This window comes from Geobacillus sp. FSL K6-3411 (assembly GCF_037965715.1).
In the GTDB taxonomy this organism is placed as follows: Bacteria; Bacillota; Bacilli; order Bacillales; family Anoxybacillaceae; genus Geobacillus; species Geobacillus thermodenitrificans.
This window is the reverse complement of sequence record NZ_CP150187.1, coordinates 2,602,984-2,623,775: the sequence shown is the minus strand read 5'-3', so window position 1 is coordinate 2,623,775 and position 20,792 is coordinate 2,602,984. Positions and strand designations below refer to the sequence as shown.

Genomic DNA, 20,792 nt, shown 5'->3' with positions numbered 1-20,792 from the left:
GATGACTGTTGCAAGAGCAGCAATCGCTTGCGCTGGACGGCCGCACGTTTATTAAAGGGGTGTGTTTGGCCGTCATTTTTCATAACGAGGAGACGTTGTATACCGTTGTCCGTATCCGCGTCGAAGAAACGAATGAAGCGGCTGCGGAGGAAGAAGTGGTCGTCACCGGCTATTTTCCACGTTTAAATGAAGGGGACGTGTACATCTTTTACGGGCAATTCCGCCAACATCCGCGCTTTGGCCGCCAGTATGCGGCCGAGCAGTTCCGCAAACAGCTTCCGAACACAAAAGAAGGAGTCATCGATTATTTGTCGAGCGGCTTGTTTAAGGGGATCGGCAAAAAAACAGCGACAGCGATTGTCGATGCGCTTGGTGAAAACGCGATCGCCGCCATTTTGCGTGATCCAGGGGCACTCGAACGTGTGCCCAAGCTGACGAAACAAAAAGCGAAGCAATTGTACGAAACGCTCTGCGCCCACGAAGGGCTCGAGCAGACGATGATCGCCCTCGCTCAGCTCGGTTTTGGTCCACAGCTGGCAATGAAAATTTACCAAGTATACGGCGAAGAGACAATGGACATCATTCATGAAAACCCGTACAAGCTCGTCGAAGATATTGAAGGGATCGGTTTTGGTCGCGCCGATGAGCTCGGGCGGCAGCTCGGCATTTCCGGCAGTCATCCAGCCCGGCTGCGCGCCGCTTGTCTGTTTGTCCTTGAGCAGGCATGCTTGCAAGAAGGACACGTCTACATGAAGAAAGAAGAGCTCGTCAGCCGCATTGGGGAGCTGCTTGGCGGAAGGTCGAACGGGGCGGTTGATGGACAAGCTATCGAACAGACGCTCCTTATGTTAAGCGAAGAAGGAAAGATGATCGCGGAACAAGGCCGCTATTATCTTCCTTCGCTTTACTTCGCCGAAAAAGGGATCGCTTCTAACATTCGGCGGTTGCTCGGGCAAACGCCACCATCGGCCTCATTTCCGGAGTCGGAGTTTTTGCTGGCGCTCGGGGCGCTTGAAGAACGACTCGGGATGCAATATGCTCCGCAGCAAAAAGAAGCGATTCAACGGGCGCTGTCTTCGCCGCTCTTTATTTTGACGGGAGGTCCAGGAACAGGAAAAACAACGGTCATTAAAGGAATTGTTGAGCTGTTTGCGGTTCTAAATGGCATATCACTTTCCCCCGACGATTACAAAAACGGTGAACCGTTTCCTGTGCTGCTCGCTGCTCCGACTGGACGGGCTGCAAAGCGGATGAGTGAGGCGACCGGGCTGCCGGCGGCGACGATTCACCGGCTGCTCGGCTGGAATGGAGCGGAAGGGTTCAGCCACGATGAAAATGAGCCGATTGCCGGTAAGCTGCTTGTCGTCGATGAGGTGTCGATGGTCGATACGTGGTTGGCTAATCACCTGTTAAAAGCGGTGCCTAATGGGATGCAAGTCATCTTCGTTGGCGATGAAGACCAGCTTCCATCCGTCGGGCCAGGGCAAGTGTTGAAAGATTTGCTCGAGTCGGGTGTTATCCCGTCCGTGCGGCTGACCGAGGTGTACCGCCAGGCGGAAGGGTCATCGATTATCGAGCTCGCCCATGAGATGAAGCGTGGGAACGTGCCGGCCGACTTGACTGCCCCGAAGGCGGATCGTTCGTTCATCCGCTGCCGCGCCGGACAAGTGGCTAGTGTCGTGCGTCAAATCGCCGAAAATGCGCGTAACAAAGGGTTTTCCGTCAAAGACATTCAAGTGCTCGCTCCGATGTACCGCGGCCCAGCCGGTATCGATCAGCTAAACAAAGTGCTGCAGGAGCTGTTTAATCCACCAACGGATGGGAAGCGAGAACTTTCCGTTGGCGACGTAGTGTATCGCGTCGGCGATAAAGTGCTCCAGCTCGTCAATCAACCGGAAGACAACGTGTTTAACGGCGATATCGGTGAAGTCGTGGCCATTTTTTATGCCAAAGAAAATACAGAAAAGCAAGATTTGCTCGTCGTCTCATTTGACGGCATTGAAGTGACGTATACAAGGCAAGATTTAGCGCAAATTACCCATGCATATTGCTGCTCCGTCCATAAGGCGCAAGGGAGCGAGTTTCCGATTGTCATTTTGCCTGTTGTCAAAAGTTATTACCGGATGTTGAAGCGGAATTTGTTGTATACGGCGGTGACAAGAAGCAAACAATTTCTGATTTTATGCGGGGAGGAAGAAGCATTCCGGTTTGGTGTTGCCCAGCGGGGCGACGGAGCGCGCCAGACGGCGCTTGCAGAAAAGTTGGCGGCTTCGACTGCGCTGTTTGTCGAAGGGGAACTGCCGCTTGAGGATGCGAACATCGGGATGGAAAACGTTACGCCGTATGACTTTATGGACGATGGGTCAAGCTAAAAGTGGCTGGAAAGGTGGGAGAATGATGCGGACGTTTTCCGACGTCAAAGGGCTTCCCATTTATGAACAAACGACAGGGAAAGCGGTCGGGACGATCGCTGACATTTGGTTTACCAGCCACGGCACAGTCAAAGGGTTTATCGCGGAACGGAGCGGTCTATTTAACCGCCGCCGCTACTTGCCCCTTTCGGCTGTGCAGTCGTTTCAAAACGACCGGGTCATCATCCGTGATGCTGGCAGTTTCCAGCCGTTCCCCTCTCTTGACAGTGGCCACTCTCTTTACGGTGAACGCGGCATCGCCGGCAGCATGGTTGTCGCCGCAGACGGAACAACGATCGGCTTGCTGGATGATGTATATTTTGACGGGCAATTGGGCAAAATTGACGGATACGAGATTAGTGAGGGATTTTTTTCCGACTTGACCGAAGGAAAAAAACGAATGGAGGCAGCTCCGTTCACCGCCAAAGAAGGCGTCGTCACCGTCGAAACAATGAGGTAAGGAGAGTGGCTGTCGATGCTCATTTGCCCGAATTGCAAACGGAAAAATTTAGGGAAGATCGGCGTCAACCAATATTACTGCTGGGACTGTTTTATTGAGCTGTCCGTTTCTAAAGGAATGATTCACGCCCATCAAGTGGAAGAGGATGGAACGTTAAGCTCCCTCGATGATTTGTTTGACGACCATGAACGCACGATCCAATTTTAGGAGGGACGAGCATGAACCGGACGATGACTTCACTGTTGGCAATCGGGGTAGGAGTCGCTGCTTATCAGCTTGCCCAGCGCAACAATTTGATGAACGGCCGCACGATGCGGAAAATGCGTCGCCGCTTGATGCAGGCAATCCGCTGACGGCTCCGTCGTCTCCCGGTTGAAGGGGGACGGCGGCTTTTCTTGGTTGTTAAATAGTGGAAGGAACCGTGAAGGCATATTTCTCCCTCCATCTCCTACACTAAACGGTAGGAGGTGTGGCGATGGGGGAGCAACAATGGCTGTCATTCTTTCGCATCGGGAAATGGCTGCTCGTGACTGTGATCGTCTATTTAATCGTCCGGATGAAAGAGATTTGGTGGCCGGTCGTCGAATTTGTCACTACCGTACTGACGCCGTTTTTGTTGGCGGCGTTTATTACATATTTGTTGCACCCGCTTGTTGAGTATATCCACAGCAAGGGGGTGCCACGGGCGCTGGCCATTTTGCTCATTTATTTGTTGTTTTTCGGTTCGGTCGGCTACGGTCTTTACCGCGGCATACCGGTGCTGATCGCCCAGCTGCGTGAACTGGATGAACGGTTGCCATCATTGATGAATACATATCGGCAGTGGGCGCGCCACATCCACGATGAAACGTCAACGTGGCCGATGGAAGTGCATACGCGCATTGAAGCGATGTTTGTGCAGCTTGAGCAGGTAGTTGCCCGAGCAGTGACGATGGCGATTAATGCGGTCAAATCATTTATCGGTTCTGCGGCGATGTTTCTTCTTATCCCGTTTATCGTATTTTATATGCTAAAAGATATTGATGTGTTGAAAAAAGCGGTTTGGTATATGACCCCGAAGCGGTGGCGCGGACCGGGGATAGCGTTTTTAAAAGATGTTGATGAGTCGCTCGGCGGCTATATTCGCGGTCAGCTCTTCGTCTGTGCGGCCATCGGTTTGGCGGCATCGCTCGGCCTTTGGCTCGCCGGCATGGACTATCCTCTCTTGCTCGGGTTTGTGATTGGATTGACGAACATCATCCCGTATTTCGGCCCACTGATCGGCGCTATTCCGGCAGCGATTTTGGCGGCGACCATTTCGCTCAAAATGGTCATTATCGTGCTTGCCTTGATTTTTGCCTTGCAGTTTTTAGAAGGCAACGTCTTGTCGCCGCTGATCGTCGGCAAAAGCGTTCATATGCATCCGCTGGTCATTATGTTCGCGTTGTTTGCCGGGGGCGAACTTGCCGGTGTGCCTGGCCTCATTCTCGCCGTTCCGACTGCGGCGGTGCTGAAAGTAGCCCTCGTGCATTGGAAAGAGCATTATGCTCCGCATTGACAAATGGGCGCGGCTTGTCTATAATTTTTCAATGAAAAAAGCGAATACATAACGCGATGACGGATCGAGTATGTTGCAGTCCATCTTAACGCGCGTTGGCGCACAGAGAGGAATTTCCGTGGCTGAAAGAAATTCCAGATGAAGGGCAACAGAAGGCTAATCCGGAGCGCAGGCAAAACCTGACGCAAGGCTGCGTTACGGCCAAAGAGGTGATGGGCGCTTTTTGCCCATAAACAGGGTGGTACCGCGAGCACAACTCTCGTCCCTGAAGGGGATGAGAGTTTTTTTATATAAAAGACCAAAGGGGAGGATTGTTATGAAAAAGTTAACGTCTGCCGAAGTGCGGCGTATGTTTTTGCAGTTTTTCCAAGAAAAAGGCCATGCGGTCGAGCCGAGCGCTTCGCTCATTCCTGTCGATGACCCGTCGTTATTATGGATCAACAGCGGTGTCGCGACGCTGAAAAAATATTTTGACGGCCGTATCATCCCGGACAACCCGCGCATTTGCAATGCGCAAAAATCGATCCGCACAAACGACATCGAAAATGTCGGGAAAACGGCTCGCCACCATACGTTTTTTGAAATGCTCGGCAACTTTTCGATCGGTGATTATTTCAAGCGTGAAGCGATTCATTGGGCATGGGAGTTTTTAACAAGTGAGAAGTGGATTGGTTTTGATCCAGAGCGGTTGTCAGTCACTGTTCATCCGGAAGACGAAGAGGCGTATAACATTTGGCGCAACGAGATCGGTCTTCCTGAAGAGCGGATTATTCGCCTAGAAGGAAACTTCTGGGATATCGGTGAAGGCCCGAGCGGTCCGAACACGGAAATTTTTTATGACCGCGGTGAAGCGTTCGGCAACGATCCAAACGATCCAGAACTGTATCCAGGCGGGGAAAATGACCGCTACTTAGAAGTATGGAATCTCGTCTTTTCACAGTTCAACCATAACCCGGACGGCACGTACACGCCGCTGCCGAAGAAAAACATCGATACCGGCATGGGCTTAGAACGGATGTGCTCGATTTTGCAAGATGTACCGACGAACTTTGAAACTGATTTGTTCATGCCGATCATCCGCGCAACTGAGCAGATCGCGGGTGAGCAATACGGCAAAGATCCGAATAAAGACGTTGCTTTTAAGGTCATTGCTGACCATATTCGTGCCGTGACGTTTGCGGTCGGCGACGGGGCGCTGCCGTCGAACGAAGGACGAGGCTATGTATTGCGCCGCCTGCTTCGCCGCGCTGTGCGCTATGCGAAACAAATCGGCATTGACCGTCCATTTATGTATGAGCTTGTTCCGGTTGTCGGTGAAATTATGCAAGACTATTATCCGGAAGTGAAAGAAAAAGCCGATTTCATCGCCCGCGTCATTCGGACGGAAGAAGAGCGGTTCCACGAAACGCTTCATGAAGGGCTCGCCATTTTGGCAGAAGTGATGGAAAAGGCGAAAAAACAAGGAAGCACTGTCATTCCAGGAGAAGAGGCGTTCCGCTTGTACGATACGTACGGCTTCCCGCTCGAGCTGACGGAAGAATATGCTGCTGAAGCGGGCATGTCGGTCGATCACGCCGGTTTTGAGCGCGAGATGGAGCGCCAGCGCGAACGGGCCCGTGCCGCTCGCCAAGATGTCGATTCGATGCAAGTACAAGGCGGGGTGCTCGGCGACATTAAAGACGAAAGCCGTTTTGTCGGCTACGATGAGCTCGTCGTTTCTTCGACGGTCATTGCCATCGTTAAAGACGGACAGCTCGTAGAGGAAGTCGGGACTGGCGAGGAAGCACAAATCATCGTTGATGTGACGCCGTTTTACGCCGAAAGCGGCGGACAAATCGCTGACCAAGGTGTGTTTGAAGGCGAAACGGGAACAGCGGTCGTCAAAGATGTGCAAAAAGCACCGAACGGTCAGCACCTCCATTCGATTGTCGTCGAACGCGGTGCGGTGAAAAAAGGCGATCGCTATACGGCGCGCGTCGATGAAGTGAAGCGGTCGCAAATCGTGAAAAACCATACGGCGACCCACTTGCTTCATCAAGCGTTAAAAGACGTTCTTGGCCGCCATGTCAACCAGGCCGGATCACTCGTTGCTCCGGATCGGCTTCGCTTTGACTTTACTCATTTCGGGCAAGTGAAGCCTGATGAGCTCGAGCGCATTGAGGCGATCGTCAATGAACAAATTTGGAAAAGTATTCCGGTCGACATTTTTTACAAACCGCTCGAGGAAGCAAAAGCGATGGGGGCCATGGCGCTGTTTGGTGAAAAATACGGCGATATCGTCCGCGTTGTTAAAGTTGGCGACTACAGCTTAGAGTTGTGCGGCGGCTGCCATGTGCCGAATACAGCGGCCATTGGGTTGTTTAAAATCGTCTCCGAGTCCGGCATCGGTGCCGGCACGCGCCGGATTGAAGCGGTGACTGGGGAAGCGGCATACCGCTTTATGAGCGAACAACTTGCTCTGTTGCAAGAAGCGGCGCAAAAGCTGAAAACGAGCCCGAGAGAGCTGAATGCCCGCCTTGATGGGCTGTTTGCCGAACTGCGCCAACTGCAGCGCGAAAATGAGTCGCTTGCTGCCCGTCTCGCCCATATGGAGGCGGAACACCTCACCCGTCAAGTGAAAGAGGTGGGCGGTGTGCCGGTATTAGCCGCAAAAGTGCAGGCGAACGACATGAACCAATTGCGGGCGATGGCTGATGACTTGAAGCAAAAACTAGGGACGGCGGTCATCGTGTTAGCGGCCGTGCAAGGTGGTAAAGTCCAATTGATTGCTGCGGTGACTGATGACTTAGTGAAAAAAGGATACCACGCCGGCAAACTCGTCAAAGAAGTGGCTTCACGTTGCGGCGGCGGAGGCGGCGGACGTCCTGATATGGCGCAGGCCGGTGGGAAGGACGCGAACAAAGTCGGCGAAGCGCTCGATTATGTCGAAACATGGGTCAAATCCATTTCCTAAATGGGCGCGAATCGTGTACAATGGATGTAAGATAACGGGATGGCCCAAATGAAGAGCGAGGTGGAAACGGTGAGCTCGTTTGACCAAACGATGCAGTTTCATTTCCCGGAGGAGCCGGCCGAAACGAACGTTCGTGAGGTGTTGCTGACGGTGTACGACGCCTTGCAAGAAAAAGGCTACAATCCGATCAACCAAATTGTCGGCTACTTGTTGTCCGGTGACCCGGCTTACATCCCGCGCCATAAAGATGCGCGCACGCTCATCCGCAAAATTGAGCGCGACGAATTAATCGAAGAATTGGTGAAATTCTATTTACAGGGACAACGAAAGGGTTAACCGATGCGAACGTTAGGACTAGATCTCGGAACGAAAACGCTCGGCGTCGCCGTCAGCGACGAATTCGGTTGGACGGCGCAAGGCTTGGAGACGATCGCCATCGATGAGGAGCGCGGCCACTATGGTTTCGAACGGCTGCGCGCCATCATCGACGAATATGGTGTCGATACGATCGTTGTCGGATGGCCGAAAAACATGAACGGCACGCTCGGGCCGCGCGCCGAGGCGAGCGAGCGGTTTGCTGCCAAGCTGCGTGAGGAGTTTTCTTTGCCGGTCGTGCTTTGGGATGAGCGGCTGTCGACGATGGCTGCCGAGCGCATGCTGATCGCTGCCGATGTGAGCCGGAAAAAGCGGCGGAAAGTGATCGACAAAATGGCAGCGGCCGTCATTTTGCAATCGTATTTGGACAGTAAACGGTGAGTAGGAGGAGAATATCAATGGAACATGGAGACCGTCATATTACCGTTGTCGATGAACAAGGCAACGAGCAGCTGTGCGAAATTTTGTTTACGTTTGAATCAGACGATTTCGGTAAATCGTACGTGTTTTACTATCCGGTCAGCGCCGAGGCTGAAGACGAAGACGGTGAGACGGAAGTGCACGTTTCAGCGTTTATCCCCGGCGACGAAAATGAGGAAGGCGAGCTGCTTCCGATTGAGACGGAAGAAGAATGGGATATGATCGAAGAAGTGTGGAATACATTTTGCGCTGAACAAGAAGAAGGTGAAGAGTGACGAACAAAGCGGTTGCCTAGGGGCGGCCGCTTTTTCTGTGAACATGCACACATCTTGAGCGGACATTTTCATGCCTAGGGAGAGAGGAAACTTGGCTCATGGATCTTTCTGTGAAAATGAGTGTACCTCGGGTTACCATTTTCATACGTAGGTGGAGAGCAAACTTTGCTCACAGAGCATTTCTGTTCGATGAATTTTTTGAACGGTGAGCGATGAGTTTCAACGGTCGATGGGGATCAGAACTCATCCATGTCACGCTTTTTAATCGCTAAAACGCGAAAAATGGAGAATTTTGTAGTATAATATGACCGATGAAAGGAGGTTGAAGATGAAACAGGGCGATTTTCAGATGTCTAAGGCACGGCTGGTAAGGAAAATGGTTTTGATTGTTTGCGCCGTCCTGCTGGTCGCGCTTGTCATCGCTGGCACCAGCAGTTTTCTATATATCCGTTCAGCGTTCGAGCCAGTCGACCCAGATGACCGCACTCCGGTGCATGTCTCCATTCCAATCGGTTCATCGGTGGCGGATATTGCCGAACAACTTGAACAAAAGCGACTGATTAAAAGCGCGACGGTCTTCCGCTACTACGTTCGCTGGAAAAACGAGTCCGGCTTTCAAGCCGGTGAGTATGAGTTGACGCGGGCGCTGCCGATGACGCGCATCATTGAGCTGTTAAAAACCGGGAAGTCGTTGAAAATCGGATTGAAGTTGACGATCCCCGAAGGATCGCAGCTTGTGCAAATCGCCGATCTCATCGCCGCAAAAACAGGGTACAAGCAAGAAGAGATTATGAAGCAGATGAATGACCGTGCGTACATTGAACAGCTGATGAAGACATATCCTGATTTATTAACGAACGATATTTTTCATAAAAACATTCGCTATCCGCTTGAAGGTTACTTGTTCCCAGCCACTTATGTGTTTGCGGACAAAAAGCCGCCGCTTCCGGAAATCATTGAGGCAATGGTCGCCAAAACAGCGGTCGTGCTCGACACATACAAGGATGCGATGAAGGAAAGGCAGATGTCGCCGCATCAGCTGTTGACGATGGCGTCATTAATTGAAGAAGAGGCAACGGAAAAAGCCGACCGCGAGAAAATTGCTAGCGTATTTTACAACCGGCTGCGCATCGGCATGCCGCTGCAAACTGACCCCACTGTCTTATACGCGCTTGGCAAACATAAGGAGCGTGTCTTTTACAAAGACTTGAAAGTCGACTCACCGTACAATACGTACATTCATAAAGGGCTGACGCCAGGGCCGATTGCCAATGCTGGCACGATGTCGATCGAAGCGGCGCTCGAGCCGGCGACGACCGACTATTTATACTTTTTGGCGACACCAGCTGGAGACGTCATTTTCACCAAAACATTGGATGAGCATAACCGAGAAAAAGCGAAGCATATTGGGAAACAATAGAGTAAAACGGAAGTTGCTGGCCAATCGGGCTAAATGGCTTCGCTTTTTCGCTGTTTTGTGGTAGTATAGATAAAGTTGAACAGGCTAATGATAAGAGTCCGCTTGCGGCTCTTATTTTTCATGATGATGAAGCGCAAACCTTGGGGCTGTCGATCGGCTCTAGGCAGGCGCTTTTCACTTTGTTGATGCCGGGGAGGAATCGTCTTGCTCGCAAAAGACGTCGTTCACTATTTGCAGCAGCTGCGCCCGGCACCGGATCCGGATATCGCGGAAATGGAACAGTACGCGCATGAACACCGCGTGCCGATTATGGATCCGGTGAGCATGGAAGTGCTGCTGTTTGTGTTGAAAACCGTCAGACCACGCCGTATTTTGGAAATTGGCACAGCGATCGGCTATTCGGCGATCCGAATGGCGAAAGCGTTGCCGGAGGCGCACATTGTGACGATTGAAAAAGACCGGGAGCGATACGACCGCGCCCGTTTTTATATCGGGAAGACGAATACCGAACATCAAATCGAAGCCGTCTTTGGTGATGCGCTCGCGGTTGAGGCCGATGTGGCCGCTGCCGCCCCGTTTGATGCCATGTTTATTGACGCCGCCAAAGGGCAGTATGAACGCTTTTTTACGCTCTATGAGCCGCTTCTTGCTGAAGGCGGCCTCATCATCAGCGACAACGTGCTGTTTAAAGGGCTCGTCGCCGCCGAAACGCCCGCGGACAATAAGCGGCTTTGGAACATTGCGAAAAAAATCCGTCGCTACAACGAATGGCTGATGGCCCGGAGCGATTATGACACGATCATCATTCCGGTCGGGGACGGGCTCGCTATATCGAAAAAACGAGGTGAACGAGAATGAAAAAACCGGAATTGCTCGTCACACCGACGAGCGTTTCCCATATTGACGAACTCGCGAAAGCGGGAGCGGACGCTGTCATTGTCGGCGAACAGCGCTATGGCTTGCGGCTCGCTGGCGAGTTTTCCCGCACCGATGTCGCCGCGGCTGTTGAAGCGGCCCGCCGGCACGGCATGAATGTTTACGTGGCGATGAACGCCATTTTTCATAATGATAAAGTGGACGAACTCGCTGATTACGTCGCCTTTGTCGCCGACGTAGGCGCTGATGCCATCGTCTTCGGCGACCCAGCGGTTTTACTGACAGTACGAGAAACCGCCCCTCATATGAAGCTCCATTGGAGCACGGAAACGACAGCGACAAACTGGTATACGTGCAACTACTGGGGACGAAAAGGAGCGAAACGCGCCGTCTTGGCGCGCGAGCTGAACATGGACGCCATTTTAGAAATCAAGGCCCATGCCGAAGTGGAAATCGAAGTGCAAGTGCATGGCATGACGTGCATGTATCAGTCGAAGCGTTCACTGATCGGCAACTATTTTGAATATCAAGGAAAAGTGATGGAAATTGAACGGAAAAAGTATGAAAAAGGGATGTTCCTGTACGACAAAGAACGCGACCATAAATACCCGATTTTTGAAGACGAAAACGGCACACACATTATGAGCCCGAACGATCTTTGCATTATTGACGAACTGGGCGACATGGTGAATGCTGGCATTGACAGCTTTAAAATCGACGGTATTTTGCATGAACCGGGCTACATTACCGAAGTGACGAAGCTGTATCGCCATGCCATCGATTTATGCGCCGATGACCGTGAGCGCTACGAGAAGGAGAAAGACGATTTGCTCGCTGCCGTTGAAGCGCTCCAGCCGCCGCACCGCCGAATTGATACCGGATTTTTCTTCAAAGAAACGATTTATTGAAAAAGGAGGGAAACGACATGTTGCTGAAAAATGAACGCATTTCCGAGATCGTTGACGGCAAGCGCGTCATCGTAAAAAAGCCGGAGTTGCTCGCGCCGGCCGGCAACTTGGAAAAGCTGAAAATCGCCGTTCATTACGGTGCGGACGCCGTCTTTATCGGCGGTCAGGAATACAGTTTGCGGGCCAACGCTGACAACTTTACGATTGAGGAAATTCGCGAAGGAGTGGAATTTGCCAATCAGTACGGGGCAAAAGTGTACGTAACGGCCAACATTTACGCGCATAACGAAAACATTCCCGGCCTTGACGACTATTTGCGGGCACTAGAAGATGCTGGCGTTCACGGCATTATCGTCGCCGATCCACTCATCATCGAAACAGCGCGCCGAGTGGCGCCGAAGCTCGAAGTGCATTTGAGCACACAGCAGTCGCTTGCCAACTGGAAAGCGGTCCAATTTTGGAAAGAGGAAGGGCTCGAGCGAGTTGTGCTTGCCCGCGAAGTGAGTGCTGAAGAAATTCGGCAAATTAAGGAGAAAGTCGATATTGAAATCGAGGCATTCATCCATGGAGCGATGTGTTCCGCCTACTCGGGCCGTTGTGTATTGAGCAACCATATGACCGCTCGTGACTCGAACCGTGGCGGGTGCTGTCAGTCATGCCGCTGGGATTACGATTTGTACCAGCTGTCTGATGATGGCCGCGAAATCCCTCTGTTTTCTGAAAATGACGCGCCGTTTGCCATGAGCGCGAAAGATTTAAACTTGATCCGCGCCATTCCGGCGATGATTGAACTTGGCGTCGACAGCTTGAAAATTGAAGGACGGATGAAATCGATCCATTACGTGGCGACGGTCGTCAGCGTATATCGGAAAGTGATCGACGCTTACTGTGCTGACCCCGACCATTTCACGATTCGTGAAGAGTGGGTACGTGAGCTCGACAAATGTGCCAACCGTGAAACGGCTTCTTCGTTTTTTGAAGGCTTTCCTGACTATACAAACCATATGTATGGCACGCACAGCCGAAAAACGACGCATGAGTTTGCCGGCTTGGTGCTTGATTACGACCGGGAGACGGGTATCGCCACCATCCAACAGCGCAACCATTTTAAACCGGGCGACGAAGTCGAATTTTTTGGTCCGGAAATTGAAAACTTTACCCAAGTCATTGAAAAAATTTGGGATGAAGACGGCAACGAGCTTGATGCAGCGCGCCATCCGCTGCAAATCGTCAAGGTTCCAGTCAAGCGCCCTCTCTTCCCATACAACATGATGAGAAAGGAGAATTAAGATGGCGAAGAAACCCGTTGTCATCGGCGTTGCCGGCGGCTCCGGTTCAGGGAAAACGAGCGTCGCCCGCGCGATTTACGACCATTTTGGCGACCGCTCGATTCTTGTCTTGGAGCAAGACTTTTATTATAAAGACCAAAGCCATCTTCCGTTTGAGGAGCGGCTGAAGACAAATTACGACCACCCGCTGGCGTTTGACAACGACTTATTGATCGAACACGTGCATAAACTGCTTCGCTATGAACCGATCGACAAGCCAGTGTATGACTATACGCTGCATACTCGTTCGAATCAAGTCATCCACGTTGAGCCGAGAGATGTCATTATTTTAGAAGGAATCCTTGTTTTAGAGGATGAGCGGCTTCGCAATTTGATGGACATCAAGGTGTATGTCGACACCGACCCGGACCTTCGCATCATCCGCCGCCTCATCCGTGACATTAAAGAGCGCGGCCGCACGTTTGACTCGGTCATTGACCAATATTTATCCGTTGTCCGGCCGATGCACAACCAGTTTGTCGAACCGACGAAGCGCTATGCAGACGTCATCATCCCGGAAGGCGGGCAAAACGTCGTCGCTATCGATTTAATGGTGGCAAAAATTCGCACAGTCCTTGAACAAAAATCGGTTTTATAATAACATAACAGAGACAAAACAATATATTATATAACAAGTAAGCGTACGAACAGTTGTTTTTCTGTTCGTACGTTTTACATAATGAAGAACATAGAGGAGTGAGATCAATGGCTAATGAGAAGCAGTATCCGATGACGAAAGAGGGAAAAGAGAAACTGGAGCAAGAACTTGAGTATTTAAAAACCGTGAAACGAAAAGAAGTTGTCGAACGCATTAAAATTGCACGGGGGTTTGGTGATTTATCGGAAAACTCGGAATACGATGCAGCAAAAGATGAGCAGGCGTTTGTCGAATCACGCATTCAAATGCTCGAAACGATGATTCGCAACGCGGTCATCATTGAAGAAGACAAAGAAAACCCAGACGTCGTCTCACTCGGCAAATCGGTGACGTTCATTGAGCTTCCGGACGGTGAGGAAGAGACGTATACAATTGTCGGTAGCGCCGAAGCCGATCCGTTTGAAGGGAAAATTTCCAACGACTCACCGATTGCCAAATCGCTGATCGGCCACCGCGTCGGCGACGAAGTGACTGTACAAACGCCAGGCGGGGAAATGCTCGTGAAAATTGTTGCAGTGAAATAAGCGCACCGTGCTGTCTTATGAAATGAGCGGCGGCTCAAGCCAAACGGACAGCGGTGTAAACAAAGCGGGAAAATCACTGCCTTTGGTACGTTTCAAACGAAAACACCTCGTCAAAACTGATGATGAGGTGTTTTCTTTATGTGGAAAAAACGGACGCTCGCCATGCTGGCGCTCATTCAATTCGGTTTGCTGCTGCTTATCGGGCGATTGGCCCAGCTTCAGCTCATTGACACGGAATCGTTTTCCAATCATAATTTAATTGCCGAGAGCGTTGCCCAGCGCACACAAGAATTGATGATCGATGATGGCCGTGGGTCGTTCGTCGATCGAAATGGAAAGCCGCTTACAAAACGGTACGTGCCATCGCTTGTGTTATTTCCGTTTTTAAACACGGTGACATGGCCAATTGAACAAGTTGCGCGCATCATAGATGTCCCTGAGGAAGAGATTCGCCGTCAGCTCGAGCGGGCAAACGGGCCGTTCGTCTTCGAGCAAGACGGTGAGCCACTCGCGTTAAGCGAAAGGCAGATGAAACAAATTAACGATTTGCGCATCCCAGGTGTCTTGGCCGTCAATAAACAATATGCACTCGAGACGGTGTACGCTCCGCATGTGCTTGGCTTCACTCGTCCGGATCGCGAGCTGTTGCGTCAACGTTATCCAAAACGACCGATCCCACCGCGGGCCGAGGCCGGTATTCAAGGGCTCGAGAAGGCGTTTGACGAATTTTTGCTCGCCGATGATGAGACGAAGCTGCTTTATCACGTCGATGCTGAAGGAAGGCCGCTGTTTGGGCTCGATGTGAAATATAGCGAACCAGGTAACCCGTTTTATCCGGTGACCGTCCAAACCACACTTGATCGTGATATACAGCAAGAGATGGAGCGGATCGTGGATCGATACGGACTGAAAAAAGGTGGTCTCGTCTTGCTAGATATCGATACAAACAGCGTGCTCGCTCTAGTCAGCCGCCCGAATATGGATCCGCGCGATCCGTACAAAAACCGCGGAGCGGAAAATCAAATGGTGCTGCCGCACATTCCCGGCTCCATCTTTAAGACAGTGATCGCCGCGGCGGCACTCGACGAAGGGCTTGCTTCGTTCAAGACGATGTTTGACTGCAGCAAAAAAATTGACGGCATAACCCGCGATAAGGAGCACGATTACGGCATGCTCGACTTGACTGACAGTTTTGCTGTCAGCTGCAATAACGCCTTCGCCACCCTCGGCAAAAAGTTAATTCAGCATGATTCAGACGCATTTGAGACGTATGCCGAAAAGCTTGGGCTGTATCCGATGGCTGGCTGGGAGGGGACGGTTTACCGTGAAGAGCAATTTCGCCAGTTCCCGGAAGAGCGGAAAGGAACGATCTGGCACGATCGGCATGACAAGCAGGTGCCGCTCGCTGTAGCGCAAACGGCGATCGGGCAAAAAGATGTACGCGTCTCGCCGCTTGGCGTTGCCAATATGATGGCGACGATCGCCCGCGGTGGTGAAGCGCTTAAAGTGCGAGCCGTCGATCAAGTACTCTATAAAAACGGTACAACGTTGTTTTCATTTTCACCCGAACCGGCGACAAATCAGGAGCCGCTCGCGCCAAAAACGGTACAACAGCTCCAGCAGCTGTTGCGCGGTGTCGTCACTAAGGAAGAAGGAACCGGGCGCCGCTTCCGCTCATTGCCGTATGCTGTCGCCGGCAAATCGGGAACGGCGGAGACAGGAAAAACGGATGACGAGGGTGAATTAATTAATAAATGGTTTGCCGGCTATTTCCCAGTTGATCGTCCGAAATATGCTCTTGTCGTCGTCGAGCTCGACCGCCCGAATGGGCGCACCGTGACGAACGACGTGTTTGCTGCTGCCGTCGAAACGCTTTACGCTTATGACAAAAACGAGCAGGGATAACGAACTCGTATAGAGAACCCGTTTTTCAGCAGGAAAACCGCATAAAAAAGGGGGAGGAGACTATGCCACAAACAGGGACGCGCTTTGCCGCCCGCGCTAAGCGGCGGAAAATCAACCGCTGGCTGAACGGGGCGATTGCCATTGTCGTGCTGCTCATTGTCGTTGTTGCTTGGAATTTGCTGTTTAGCAGCTCGCCAAGCCGTGAGGAGACTGAAGCTGGGGCAAAAACAGCTCAATCAGCAAACAACGCGAAACGAGTGGAAGTGGAAACAGCAGCGCCGACCGAAACGGAGGAACCTCAGCAAGAGGACGATGAGGCTTCCACCGAGGAGAAAGATCAAGATGAAGATGAAGCCGAAGTGACGGAAACACCGGGGCCGCCGGGGTCGAACATTGAAAAAGAAATTGTCAACCCGGCATGGCAACCAGTCGGTACGACACAATCAGAGCCGCACGAAACGGTGTTTAAGAAAGACTCAGTCGACTGGAAAGAAATGCTTGATGCAGTTAGTTATGCGACCGGCATTGCTCCCGAAGAGATGATTGTTTGGTTCATCGGCAACAACGGACCGAACAAAGCGGTCGCTACAATTTCCAAGAAGGATCAAACCGCTCATTACAAAGTGTATATTGAATGGGTGACGAATGAAGGCTGGAAGCCGACAAAAGTGCAAAAACTGAAGAAAAGGCCGTAACGCCTTTGGAAAGTATGGACCCGGCCAGTGTCGGAATGGAAACGTTAGAGATGCATTTAGATGTGGTGTCAAGCAGGTGCCCGAAGCAGCATGGGCACCTGTTATTTTTTTGCTTTGAAGTGGACAACCGCACTGTAAAACCGTTTCCCGTTTTCCATGACATGCATTTGGTGCGACACATGGTGAACGGAAAGCAACAATGCTTTATTATGTTCGATTTGCTCGTTAATTTTTTTCTCAAGTGTCTGTAAATCATCCGCTTCAAAAAATTCCACTTTGTCTTCGATTAAATCAAGAGAAATGTTGAACATCGTTTTGCCTCCTTTCAAAGCCAGTGTAGCAAATTTTCCTGCCCTCATCCACCAGTTCATAAGGGGGAACAATACATGTAGTGGCAAACATGATCATTGAACAAAAGAAAAACATATGCTACATTGGGAACAGGTAATCACCAAAAACATACTATATTTATAGGAATTATAAACTTTACGAGGTGTGACTACATGGGTAGGGAATTTCTTGATTTGTTTGAGCAATGGGCAGAGTCGTATGACCAATCGGTCGAAGGCTATGATGAACAATACCGTGACGTGTTTGCCGGCTATGATCGCATTTTAAGCACGGTTGCTGATAAAGCGGGCCAAGTCGTGCTCGAATTTGGTATTGGCACCGGCAATTTGACGAAAAAGTTGCTCGAGCGCGGAAAAACGGTATATGGAATTGAGCCATCAGCGCCGATGCGGAAAAAGGCGGCGGAAAAGCTCGGAGAACGCGCAGTCATTATGGATGGCGACTTTTTGCAGTTTCCGCTGCCGCCAGAACCGATCGACACGATCGCCAGTACGTATGCGTTCCACCATTTGACCGATGCTGAAAAAGACGAGGCGATCGCCAAATATAGTCAACTGCTTCACTCCGGTGGTAAAATAGTGTTTGCCGATACGGCGTTTCGCGACAAAGAGGCGTTCCGCCAGACGGTGGAAGCCGCTCGGGCACGCGGCTTCCATGATTTAGCTGATGATTTGGAACGCGAATATTATACGACGCTTGATGTATTGGCTTCGCTATTTGCCAACCACGGCTTTTCCGTCTCCTTTGCACAGCAAAACGCGTTTGTCTGGGTGATGGAGGCGGTGAAACAAACGACATAGAAAGAGGGAGAACGATGAAAGCAGCTATTATTGGAGCAATGGAAGAAGAAGTAGCCATTTTGCGGTCGCGCATGGAAGAGCGCGAAGAGGTAGTGATCGCCGGATGCGAATTTTCCACTGGACGCCTTGACGGTGTCGAAGCGGTGTTGTTGAAGTCTGGCATCGGCAAGGTGAACGCTGCGATGGGAACGACACTTTTGCTTGACCGATTCCGTCCTGATTTTGTGATCAACACTGGCTCAGCCGGCGGTTTTTTGCCATCGCTGCGTGTTGGCGACCTTGTGATTTCTGATGAAGTCGTTCATCATGATGTTGATGTGACGGCGTTTGGCTATGCGTACGGGCAAGTGCCCGGCTTGCCGGCGCGTTATCGGGCCGATGAGGCGCTTGTCGAGGCAGCGAAGCAGGCCGCGGCGCAGCTTGATGGCCTCCAAGCGGCCATCGGTTTGATCGCAACCGGCGATTCATTTATGAACGACCCGAAACGTGTTGAATTTGTGCGTGGACAGTTTCCGGAGTTGTGCGCCGTCGAAATGGAAGCGGCGGCAATCGCCCAAGTGTGCGTGCAGTTCGGAACGCCGTTTGTCATCATCCGGGCGTTGTCTGATATTGCCGGTGAAGAGTCGAATGTGTCGTTTGAGCAGTTTTTGGAGACGGCGGCGAAACATTCGGCTGAGCTTGTGTTGTCGATGTTGACGGTGGTCCAAAGCAAGGCTAAACAGTGAAAAGCGTAAAGGCGCCGCTGTCTCGCTGCCAAATGGACGTGAAGAAACGGAGTGACTCATATGCAGGTAGCAAAAAGCATCCATGAGCTGATCGGTCATACACCAGTCATCGAAATTACGCGTTTTCCTTTGCCCGAAGGGGTTCGTCTATTTGCAAAACTCGAGTACTTTAATCCAGGAGGAAGCATTAAAGACCGGCTCGGACAGGAGCTTTTGCGTGAAGCGTTGGAATCGGGAAAGCTGAAAGAAGGCGGCACGATTATCGAACCGACCGCCGGCAATACTGGTATTGGTTTGGCGTTAGCGGCGATCGGCAAAAATGTGAATGTCATTTTTTGCGTGCCGGAAAAATTCAGCATCGAAAAGCAGCAACTGATGAAAGCGCTCGGAGCCCAAATCGTCCATACGCCGACTGAAGAGGGGATGGAAGGGGCGATCCGCAAAGCTGAAGAGCTTGCCCGCACGATCCCGGGAGCGTATTGCCCGCAGCAGTTTCAAAATCCGGCCAATCCCAACACGTATTACAAGACACTTGGACCGGAGTTGTGGGATGATCTGGACGGGCAAATCGATATTTTTGTCGCCGGAGCCGGTTCCGGCGGTACGTTTATGGGGACGGCGACGTTTTTAAAAGAAAAAAATCCGGCCATTAAAACGGTCATTGTCGAACCAGAAGGCTCGATTTTAGGCGGCGGTGAGCCCGGTCCACATCGGACGGAGGGAATTGGCATGGAGTTTTTGCCGCCGTTTATGGATCCGGATTATTTTGACGCCATCTATACGATTCGCGATGATGACGCATTCCGCCGCGTGAGCGAACTGGCGCGGCAAGAAGGGCTTTTGGTCGGCAGCTCATCCGGCGCCGCCTTTCATGCCGCCTTGCTTGAGGCTGAGAAGGCGAAGCCGGGGACAAACATCGTCGTCATTTTCCCTGACGGGAGCGAGCGGTATTTAAGCAAAAACATTTACGAAGGTGGAGGATCCTCATGAGACGAAAAACGTTGCTCATTCATGGCGGCATTCCGGGTGACCCGCATACAGGGGCGGTGTCGGTGCCGATTTATCAAGTGAGTACGTACAAGCAAGAAGAAGTTGGAAAGCATAAAGGATTTGAATACTCGCGTACCGGCAACCCGACGCGTGCAGCGCTCGAAAAACTGATTGCTGACCTCGAAGGCGGCGAGGCCGGGTTCGCGTTCGCTTCCGGAATGGCGGCGATTACGGCCGTCATGATGCTGTTTGACAGCGGGGATCATATTGTGCTCACCGATGACGTTTACGGCGGCACGTATCGAGTGATGGCGAACGTGTTAAACCGATTCGGATTGGAATCGACGTTCGTCGATACGAGCGACATCGCCAACATAGAGGCGCACATTCGTCCAAATACGAAAGCCATTTACATTGAGACACCGACGAATCCGTTGTTGAAAATCACGGATTTGAAGGCCGCCGCCGCCATTGCCCGTGCGCACGGGCTGCTATTGATCGTCGATAACACGTTTTCGACACCGTACTTACAAACGCCGCTTGAGCTTGGCGCTGATATCGTCATCCATAGCGCGACGAAATATTTAGGCGGTCATAGTGACGTCGTCGCCGGACTGGCTGTTGTCCGCACCGCCGAGCTCGCCGAGCGGCTTCATTACGTGCAAAATTCGACGGGCGGCATCCTTGGACCGCAAGATTCGTGGCTGCTTATGCGCGGGATGAAAACGCTTGGCGTGCGGATGGAAGAGCATGAACAAAATGCGCGGGCAATTGCCGCCTTTTTGGCGGAGCATCAGGCGGTTACCCGCGTGTATTATCCTGGGCTTCCGGAGCATCCGAACCATGAGCTGGCGAAAGCACAAATGCGTGGGTTCGGCGGCATGATTTCGTTCGATGTCGGCAGCCTTGAGCGCGCTGAAACGGTGCTGTCGCGTGTCCGCTACTTTACGCTAGCTGAAAGTTTAGGGGCAGTCGAAAGCTTAATTTCATTGCCAGGGAAAATGACACATGCGTCGATCCCGAAAGAGCGGCGTGAACAGCTCGGCATTACTGATGGGCTCATCCGTCTATCGGTCGGCCTTGAAGACGTCAATGATTTGATTGACGATTTGGCGCAAGCGCTTGGTTGAAATTGCCGCTCCTCCTTTTTCGCCCTTTATGGTAAAGTGAGGGCGAGAGGA

22 protein-coding genes and 1 other annotated feature are annotated in these 20,792 nt (G+C 51.6%); of the genes, 21 read left to right on the top strand and 1 reads right to left on the bottom strand.

Annotation, left to right across the window (positions count from 1 at the left end; all coding sequences use genetic code 11):
* The first annotated feature begins 8 nt into the window (after positions 1-8).
* The 17 genes from NSQ22_RS13390 to NSQ22_RS13310 all read left to right on the top strand — a co-directional run bounded on the left by NSQ22_RS13390 (position 9) and on the right by NSQ22_RS13310 (position 16,745).
* Entirely contained in the window at positions 9-2,372 is a 2,364-nt protein-coding gene (locus NSQ22_RS13390; protein WP_008881020.1) for an ATP-dependent RecD-like DNA helicase, read from the top strand.
* A gap of 25 nt (positions 2,373-2,397) precedes the next feature.
* Positions 2,398-2,871: a PRC-barrel domain-containing protein gene (locus NSQ22_RS13385; protein ID WP_008881019.1), complete on the top strand. Its 474-nt coding sequence runs from the start codon at positions 2,398-2,400 to the stop codon at positions 2,869-2,871.
* A 15-nt stretch (positions 2,872-2,886) separates the two neighbouring features.
* Complete coding sequence (locus NSQ22_RS13380; protein WP_008881018.1) at positions 2,887-3,078, top strand: hypothetical protein; 192 nt, start codon at positions 2,887-2,889, stop codon at positions 3,076-3,078.
* A gap of 11 nt (positions 3,079-3,089) precedes the next feature.
* The gene (locus tag NSQ22_RS13375) at positions 3,090-3,224 is read left to right on the top strand and encodes a YrzQ family protein (protein ID WP_008881017.1); all 135 of its coding nucleotides are present in this window, start codon (positions 3,090-3,092) and stop codon (positions 3,222-3,224) included.
* 122 nt (positions 3,225-3,346) lie between these two features.
* On the top strand, positions 3,347-4,408 hold the full coding sequence (locus NSQ22_RS13370; protein WP_008881016.1) for an AI-2E family transporter: 1,062 nt from the start codon (positions 3,347-3,349) through the stop codon (positions 4,406-4,408).
* Between the two features lie 47 nt (positions 4,409-4,455).
* Positions 4,456-4,678, top strand: a binding site (T-box leader).
* A gap of 46 nt (positions 4,679-4,724) precedes the next feature.
* Entirely contained in the window at positions 4,725-7,361 is a 2,637-nt protein-coding gene (alaS, locus tag NSQ22_RS13365) for an alanine--tRNA ligase (protein ID WP_236934280.1), read from the top strand.
* 69 nt (positions 7,362-7,430) lie between these two features.
* Positions 7,431-7,697, top strand: coding sequence for an IreB family regulatory phosphoprotein (locus tag NSQ22_RS13360; protein ID WP_008881014.1), 267 nt, complete (start codon positions 7,431-7,433; stop codon positions 7,695-7,697).
* Between the two features lie 3 nt (positions 7,698-7,700).
* A complete protein-coding gene (gene ruvX, locus NSQ22_RS13355; RefSeq protein WP_008881013.1) occupies positions 7,701-8,117 on the top strand; it encodes a Holliday junction resolvase RuvX in 417 nt (138 codons plus the stop codon).
* Between the two features lie 17 nt (positions 8,118-8,134).
* Positions 8,135-8,431 carry a DUF1292 domain-containing protein gene (locus NSQ22_RS13350; RefSeq protein ID WP_008881012.1) on the top strand — a complete coding sequence of 99 codons (297 nt, stop codon included), beginning with the start codon at positions 8,135-8,137 and terminating at the stop codon, positions 8,429-8,431.
* A gap of 328 nt (positions 8,432-8,759) precedes the next feature.
* A complete protein-coding gene (gene mltG, locus NSQ22_RS13345) occupies positions 8,760-9,851 on the top strand; it encodes an endolytic transglycosylase MltG (protein ID WP_011887873.1) in 1,092 nt (363 codons plus the stop codon).
* Between the two features lie 204 nt (positions 9,852-10,055).
* Complete coding sequence (locus NSQ22_RS13340; protein ID WP_011887872.1) at positions 10,056-10,709, top strand: O-methyltransferase; 654 nt, start codon at positions 10,056-10,058, stop codon at positions 10,707-10,709.
* On the top strand, positions 10,706-11,635 hold the full coding sequence (locus NSQ22_RS13335; RefSeq protein WP_011887871.1) for a peptidase U32 family protein: 930 nt from the start codon (positions 10,706-10,708) through the stop codon (positions 11,633-11,635). Before NSQ22_RS13340 ends, NSQ22_RS13335 begins: the two co-directional genes overlap by 4 nt.
* 17 nt (positions 11,636-11,652) lie before the next feature.
* Positions 11,653-12,924: a U32 family peptidase gene (locus tag NSQ22_RS13330; protein WP_011887870.1), complete on the top strand. Its 1,272-nt coding sequence runs from the start codon at positions 11,653-11,655 to the stop codon at positions 12,922-12,924.
* 1 nt (position 12,925) lies between these two features.
* The gene (udk, locus tag NSQ22_RS13325) at positions 12,926-13,561 is read left to right on the top strand and encodes a uridine kinase (protein ID WP_011887869.1); all 636 of its coding nucleotides are present in this window, start codon (positions 12,926-12,928) and stop codon (positions 13,559-13,561) included.
* Positions 13,562-13,668: 107 nt separating this feature from the next.
* Positions 13,669-14,145 carry a transcription elongation factor GreA gene (greA, locus tag NSQ22_RS13320; protein ID WP_008879958.1) on the top strand — a complete coding sequence of 159 codons (477 nt, stop codon included), beginning with the start codon at positions 13,669-13,671 and terminating at the stop codon, positions 14,143-14,145.
* A 138-nt stretch (positions 14,146-14,283) separates the two neighbouring features.
* Positions 14,284-16,050, top strand: a complete 1,767-nt coding sequence (locus tag NSQ22_RS13315) for a penicillin-binding protein 2 (protein ID WP_011887868.1) — start codon at positions 14,284-14,286, stop codon at positions 16,048-16,050.
* A gap of 62 nt (positions 16,051-16,112) precedes the next feature.
* Positions 16,113-16,745 carry a YrrS family protein gene (locus NSQ22_RS13310; protein ID WP_011887867.1) on the top strand — a complete coding sequence of 211 codons (633 nt, stop codon included), beginning with the start codon at positions 16,113-16,115 and terminating at the stop codon, positions 16,743-16,745.
* 101 nt (positions 16,746-16,846) lie between these two features.
* Here NSQ22_RS13310 and NSQ22_RS13305 read toward each other — a convergent pair whose 3' ends face one another.
* Positions 16,847-17,056, bottom strand: a complete 210-nt coding sequence (locus NSQ22_RS13305; RefSeq protein ID WP_008879955.1) for a YrzA family protein — start codon at positions 17,054-17,056, stop codon at positions 16,847-16,849.
* A 192-nt stretch (positions 17,057-17,248) separates the two neighbouring features.
* On the opposite strand from NSQ22_RS13305, the gene NSQ22_RS13300 reads away from it, so the two are divergent.
* The 4 genes from NSQ22_RS13300 to NSQ22_RS13285 are packed head-to-tail and all read left to right on the top strand — an operon-like array spanning position 17,249 to position 20,741.
* On the top strand, positions 17,249-17,896 hold the full coding sequence (locus tag NSQ22_RS13300; protein WP_011887865.1) for a class I SAM-dependent methyltransferase: 648 nt from the start codon (positions 17,249-17,251) through the stop codon (positions 17,894-17,896).
* Positions 17,897-17,910: 14 nt separating this feature from the next.
* The gene (mtnN, locus tag NSQ22_RS13295; protein WP_011887864.1) at positions 17,911-18,621 is read left to right on the top strand and encodes a 5'-methylthioadenosine/S-adenosylhomocysteine nucleosidase; all 711 of its coding nucleotides are present in this window, start codon (positions 17,911-17,913) and stop codon (positions 18,619-18,621) included.
* A gap of 60 nt (positions 18,622-18,681) precedes the next feature.
* A complete protein-coding gene (locus tag NSQ22_RS13290; protein WP_011887863.1) occupies positions 18,682-19,611 on the top strand; it encodes a cysteine synthase family protein in 930 nt (309 codons plus the stop codon).
* Positions 19,608-20,741, top strand: coding sequence for a bifunctional cystathionine gamma-lyase/homocysteine desulfhydrase (locus tag NSQ22_RS13285; protein ID WP_339263615.1), 1,134 nt, complete (start codon positions 19,608-19,610; stop codon positions 20,739-20,741). Before NSQ22_RS13290 ends, NSQ22_RS13285 begins: the two co-directional genes overlap by 4 nt.
* The last annotated feature ends 51 nt before the right edge of the window (positions 20,742-20,792 follow it).

Coding starts and splice junctions, on each gene's coding strand:
- NSQ22_RS13385 (WP_008881019.1), top strand. CDS start 2,398: ATGCGGACGTTTTCCGACGTCAAAGGGCTTCCCATTTATGAACAAACG.
- NSQ22_RS13380 (WP_008881018.1), top strand. CDS start 2,887: ATGCTCATTTGCCCGAATTGCAAACGGAAAAATTTAGGGAAGATCGGC.
- NSQ22_RS13375 (WP_008881017.1), top strand. CDS start 3,090: ATGAACCGGACGATGACTTCACTGTTGGCAATCGGGGTAGGAGTCGCT.
- NSQ22_RS13370 (WP_008881016.1), top strand. CDS start 3,347: ATGGGGGAGCAACAATGGCTGTCATTCTTTCGCATCGGGAAATGGCTG.
- alaS (WP_236934280.1), top strand. CDS start 4,725: ATGAAAAAGTTAACGTCTGCCGAAGTGCGGCGTATGTTTTTGCAGTTT.
- ruvX (WP_008881013.1), top strand. CDS start 7,701: ATGCGAACGTTAGGACTAGATCTCGGAACGAAAACGCTCGGCGTCGCC.
- NSQ22_RS13350 (WP_008881012.1), top strand. CDS start 8,135: ATGGAACATGGAGACCGTCATATTACCGTTGTCGATGAACAAGGCAAC.
- mltG (WP_011887873.1), top strand. CDS start 8,760: ATGAAACAGGGCGATTTTCAGATGTCTAAGGCACGGCTGGTAAGGAAA.
- NSQ22_RS13335 (WP_011887871.1), top strand. CDS start 10,706: ATGAAAAAACCGGAATTGCTCGTCACACCGACGAGCGTTTCCCATATT.
- NSQ22_RS13330 (WP_011887870.1), top strand. CDS start 11,653: ATGTTGCTGAAAAATGAACGCATTTCCGAGATCGTTGACGGCAAGCGC.
- udk (WP_011887869.1), top strand. CDS start 12,926: ATGGCGAAGAAACCCGTTGTCATCGGCGTTGCCGGCGGCTCCGGTTCA.
- greA (WP_008879958.1), top strand. CDS start 13,669: ATGGCTAATGAGAAGCAGTATCCGATGACGAAAGAGGGAAAAGAGAAA.
- NSQ22_RS13315 (WP_011887868.1), top strand. CDS start 14,284: ATGTGGAAAAAACGGACGCTCGCCATGCTGGCGCTCATTCAATTCGGT.
- NSQ22_RS13310 (WP_011887867.1), top strand. CDS start 16,113: ATGCCACAAACAGGGACGCGCTTTGCCGCCCGCGCTAAGCGGCGGAAA.
- NSQ22_RS13305 (WP_008879955.1), bottom strand. CDS start 17,056: ATGTTCAACATTTCTCTTGATTTAATCGAAGACAAAGTGGAATTTTTT.
- NSQ22_RS13300 (WP_011887865.1), top strand. CDS start 17,249: ATGGGTAGGGAATTTCTTGATTTGTTTGAGCAATGGGCAGAGTCGTAT.
- mtnN (WP_011887864.1), top strand. CDS start 17,911: ATGAAAGCAGCTATTATTGGAGCAATGGAAGAAGAAGTAGCCATTTTG.
- NSQ22_RS13290 (WP_011887863.1), top strand. CDS start 18,682: ATGCAGGTAGCAAAAAGCATCCATGAGCTGATCGGTCATACACCAGTC.
- NSQ22_RS13285 (WP_339263615.1), top strand. CDS start 19,608: ATGAGACGAAAAACGTTGCTCATTCATGGCGGCATTCCGGGTGACCCG.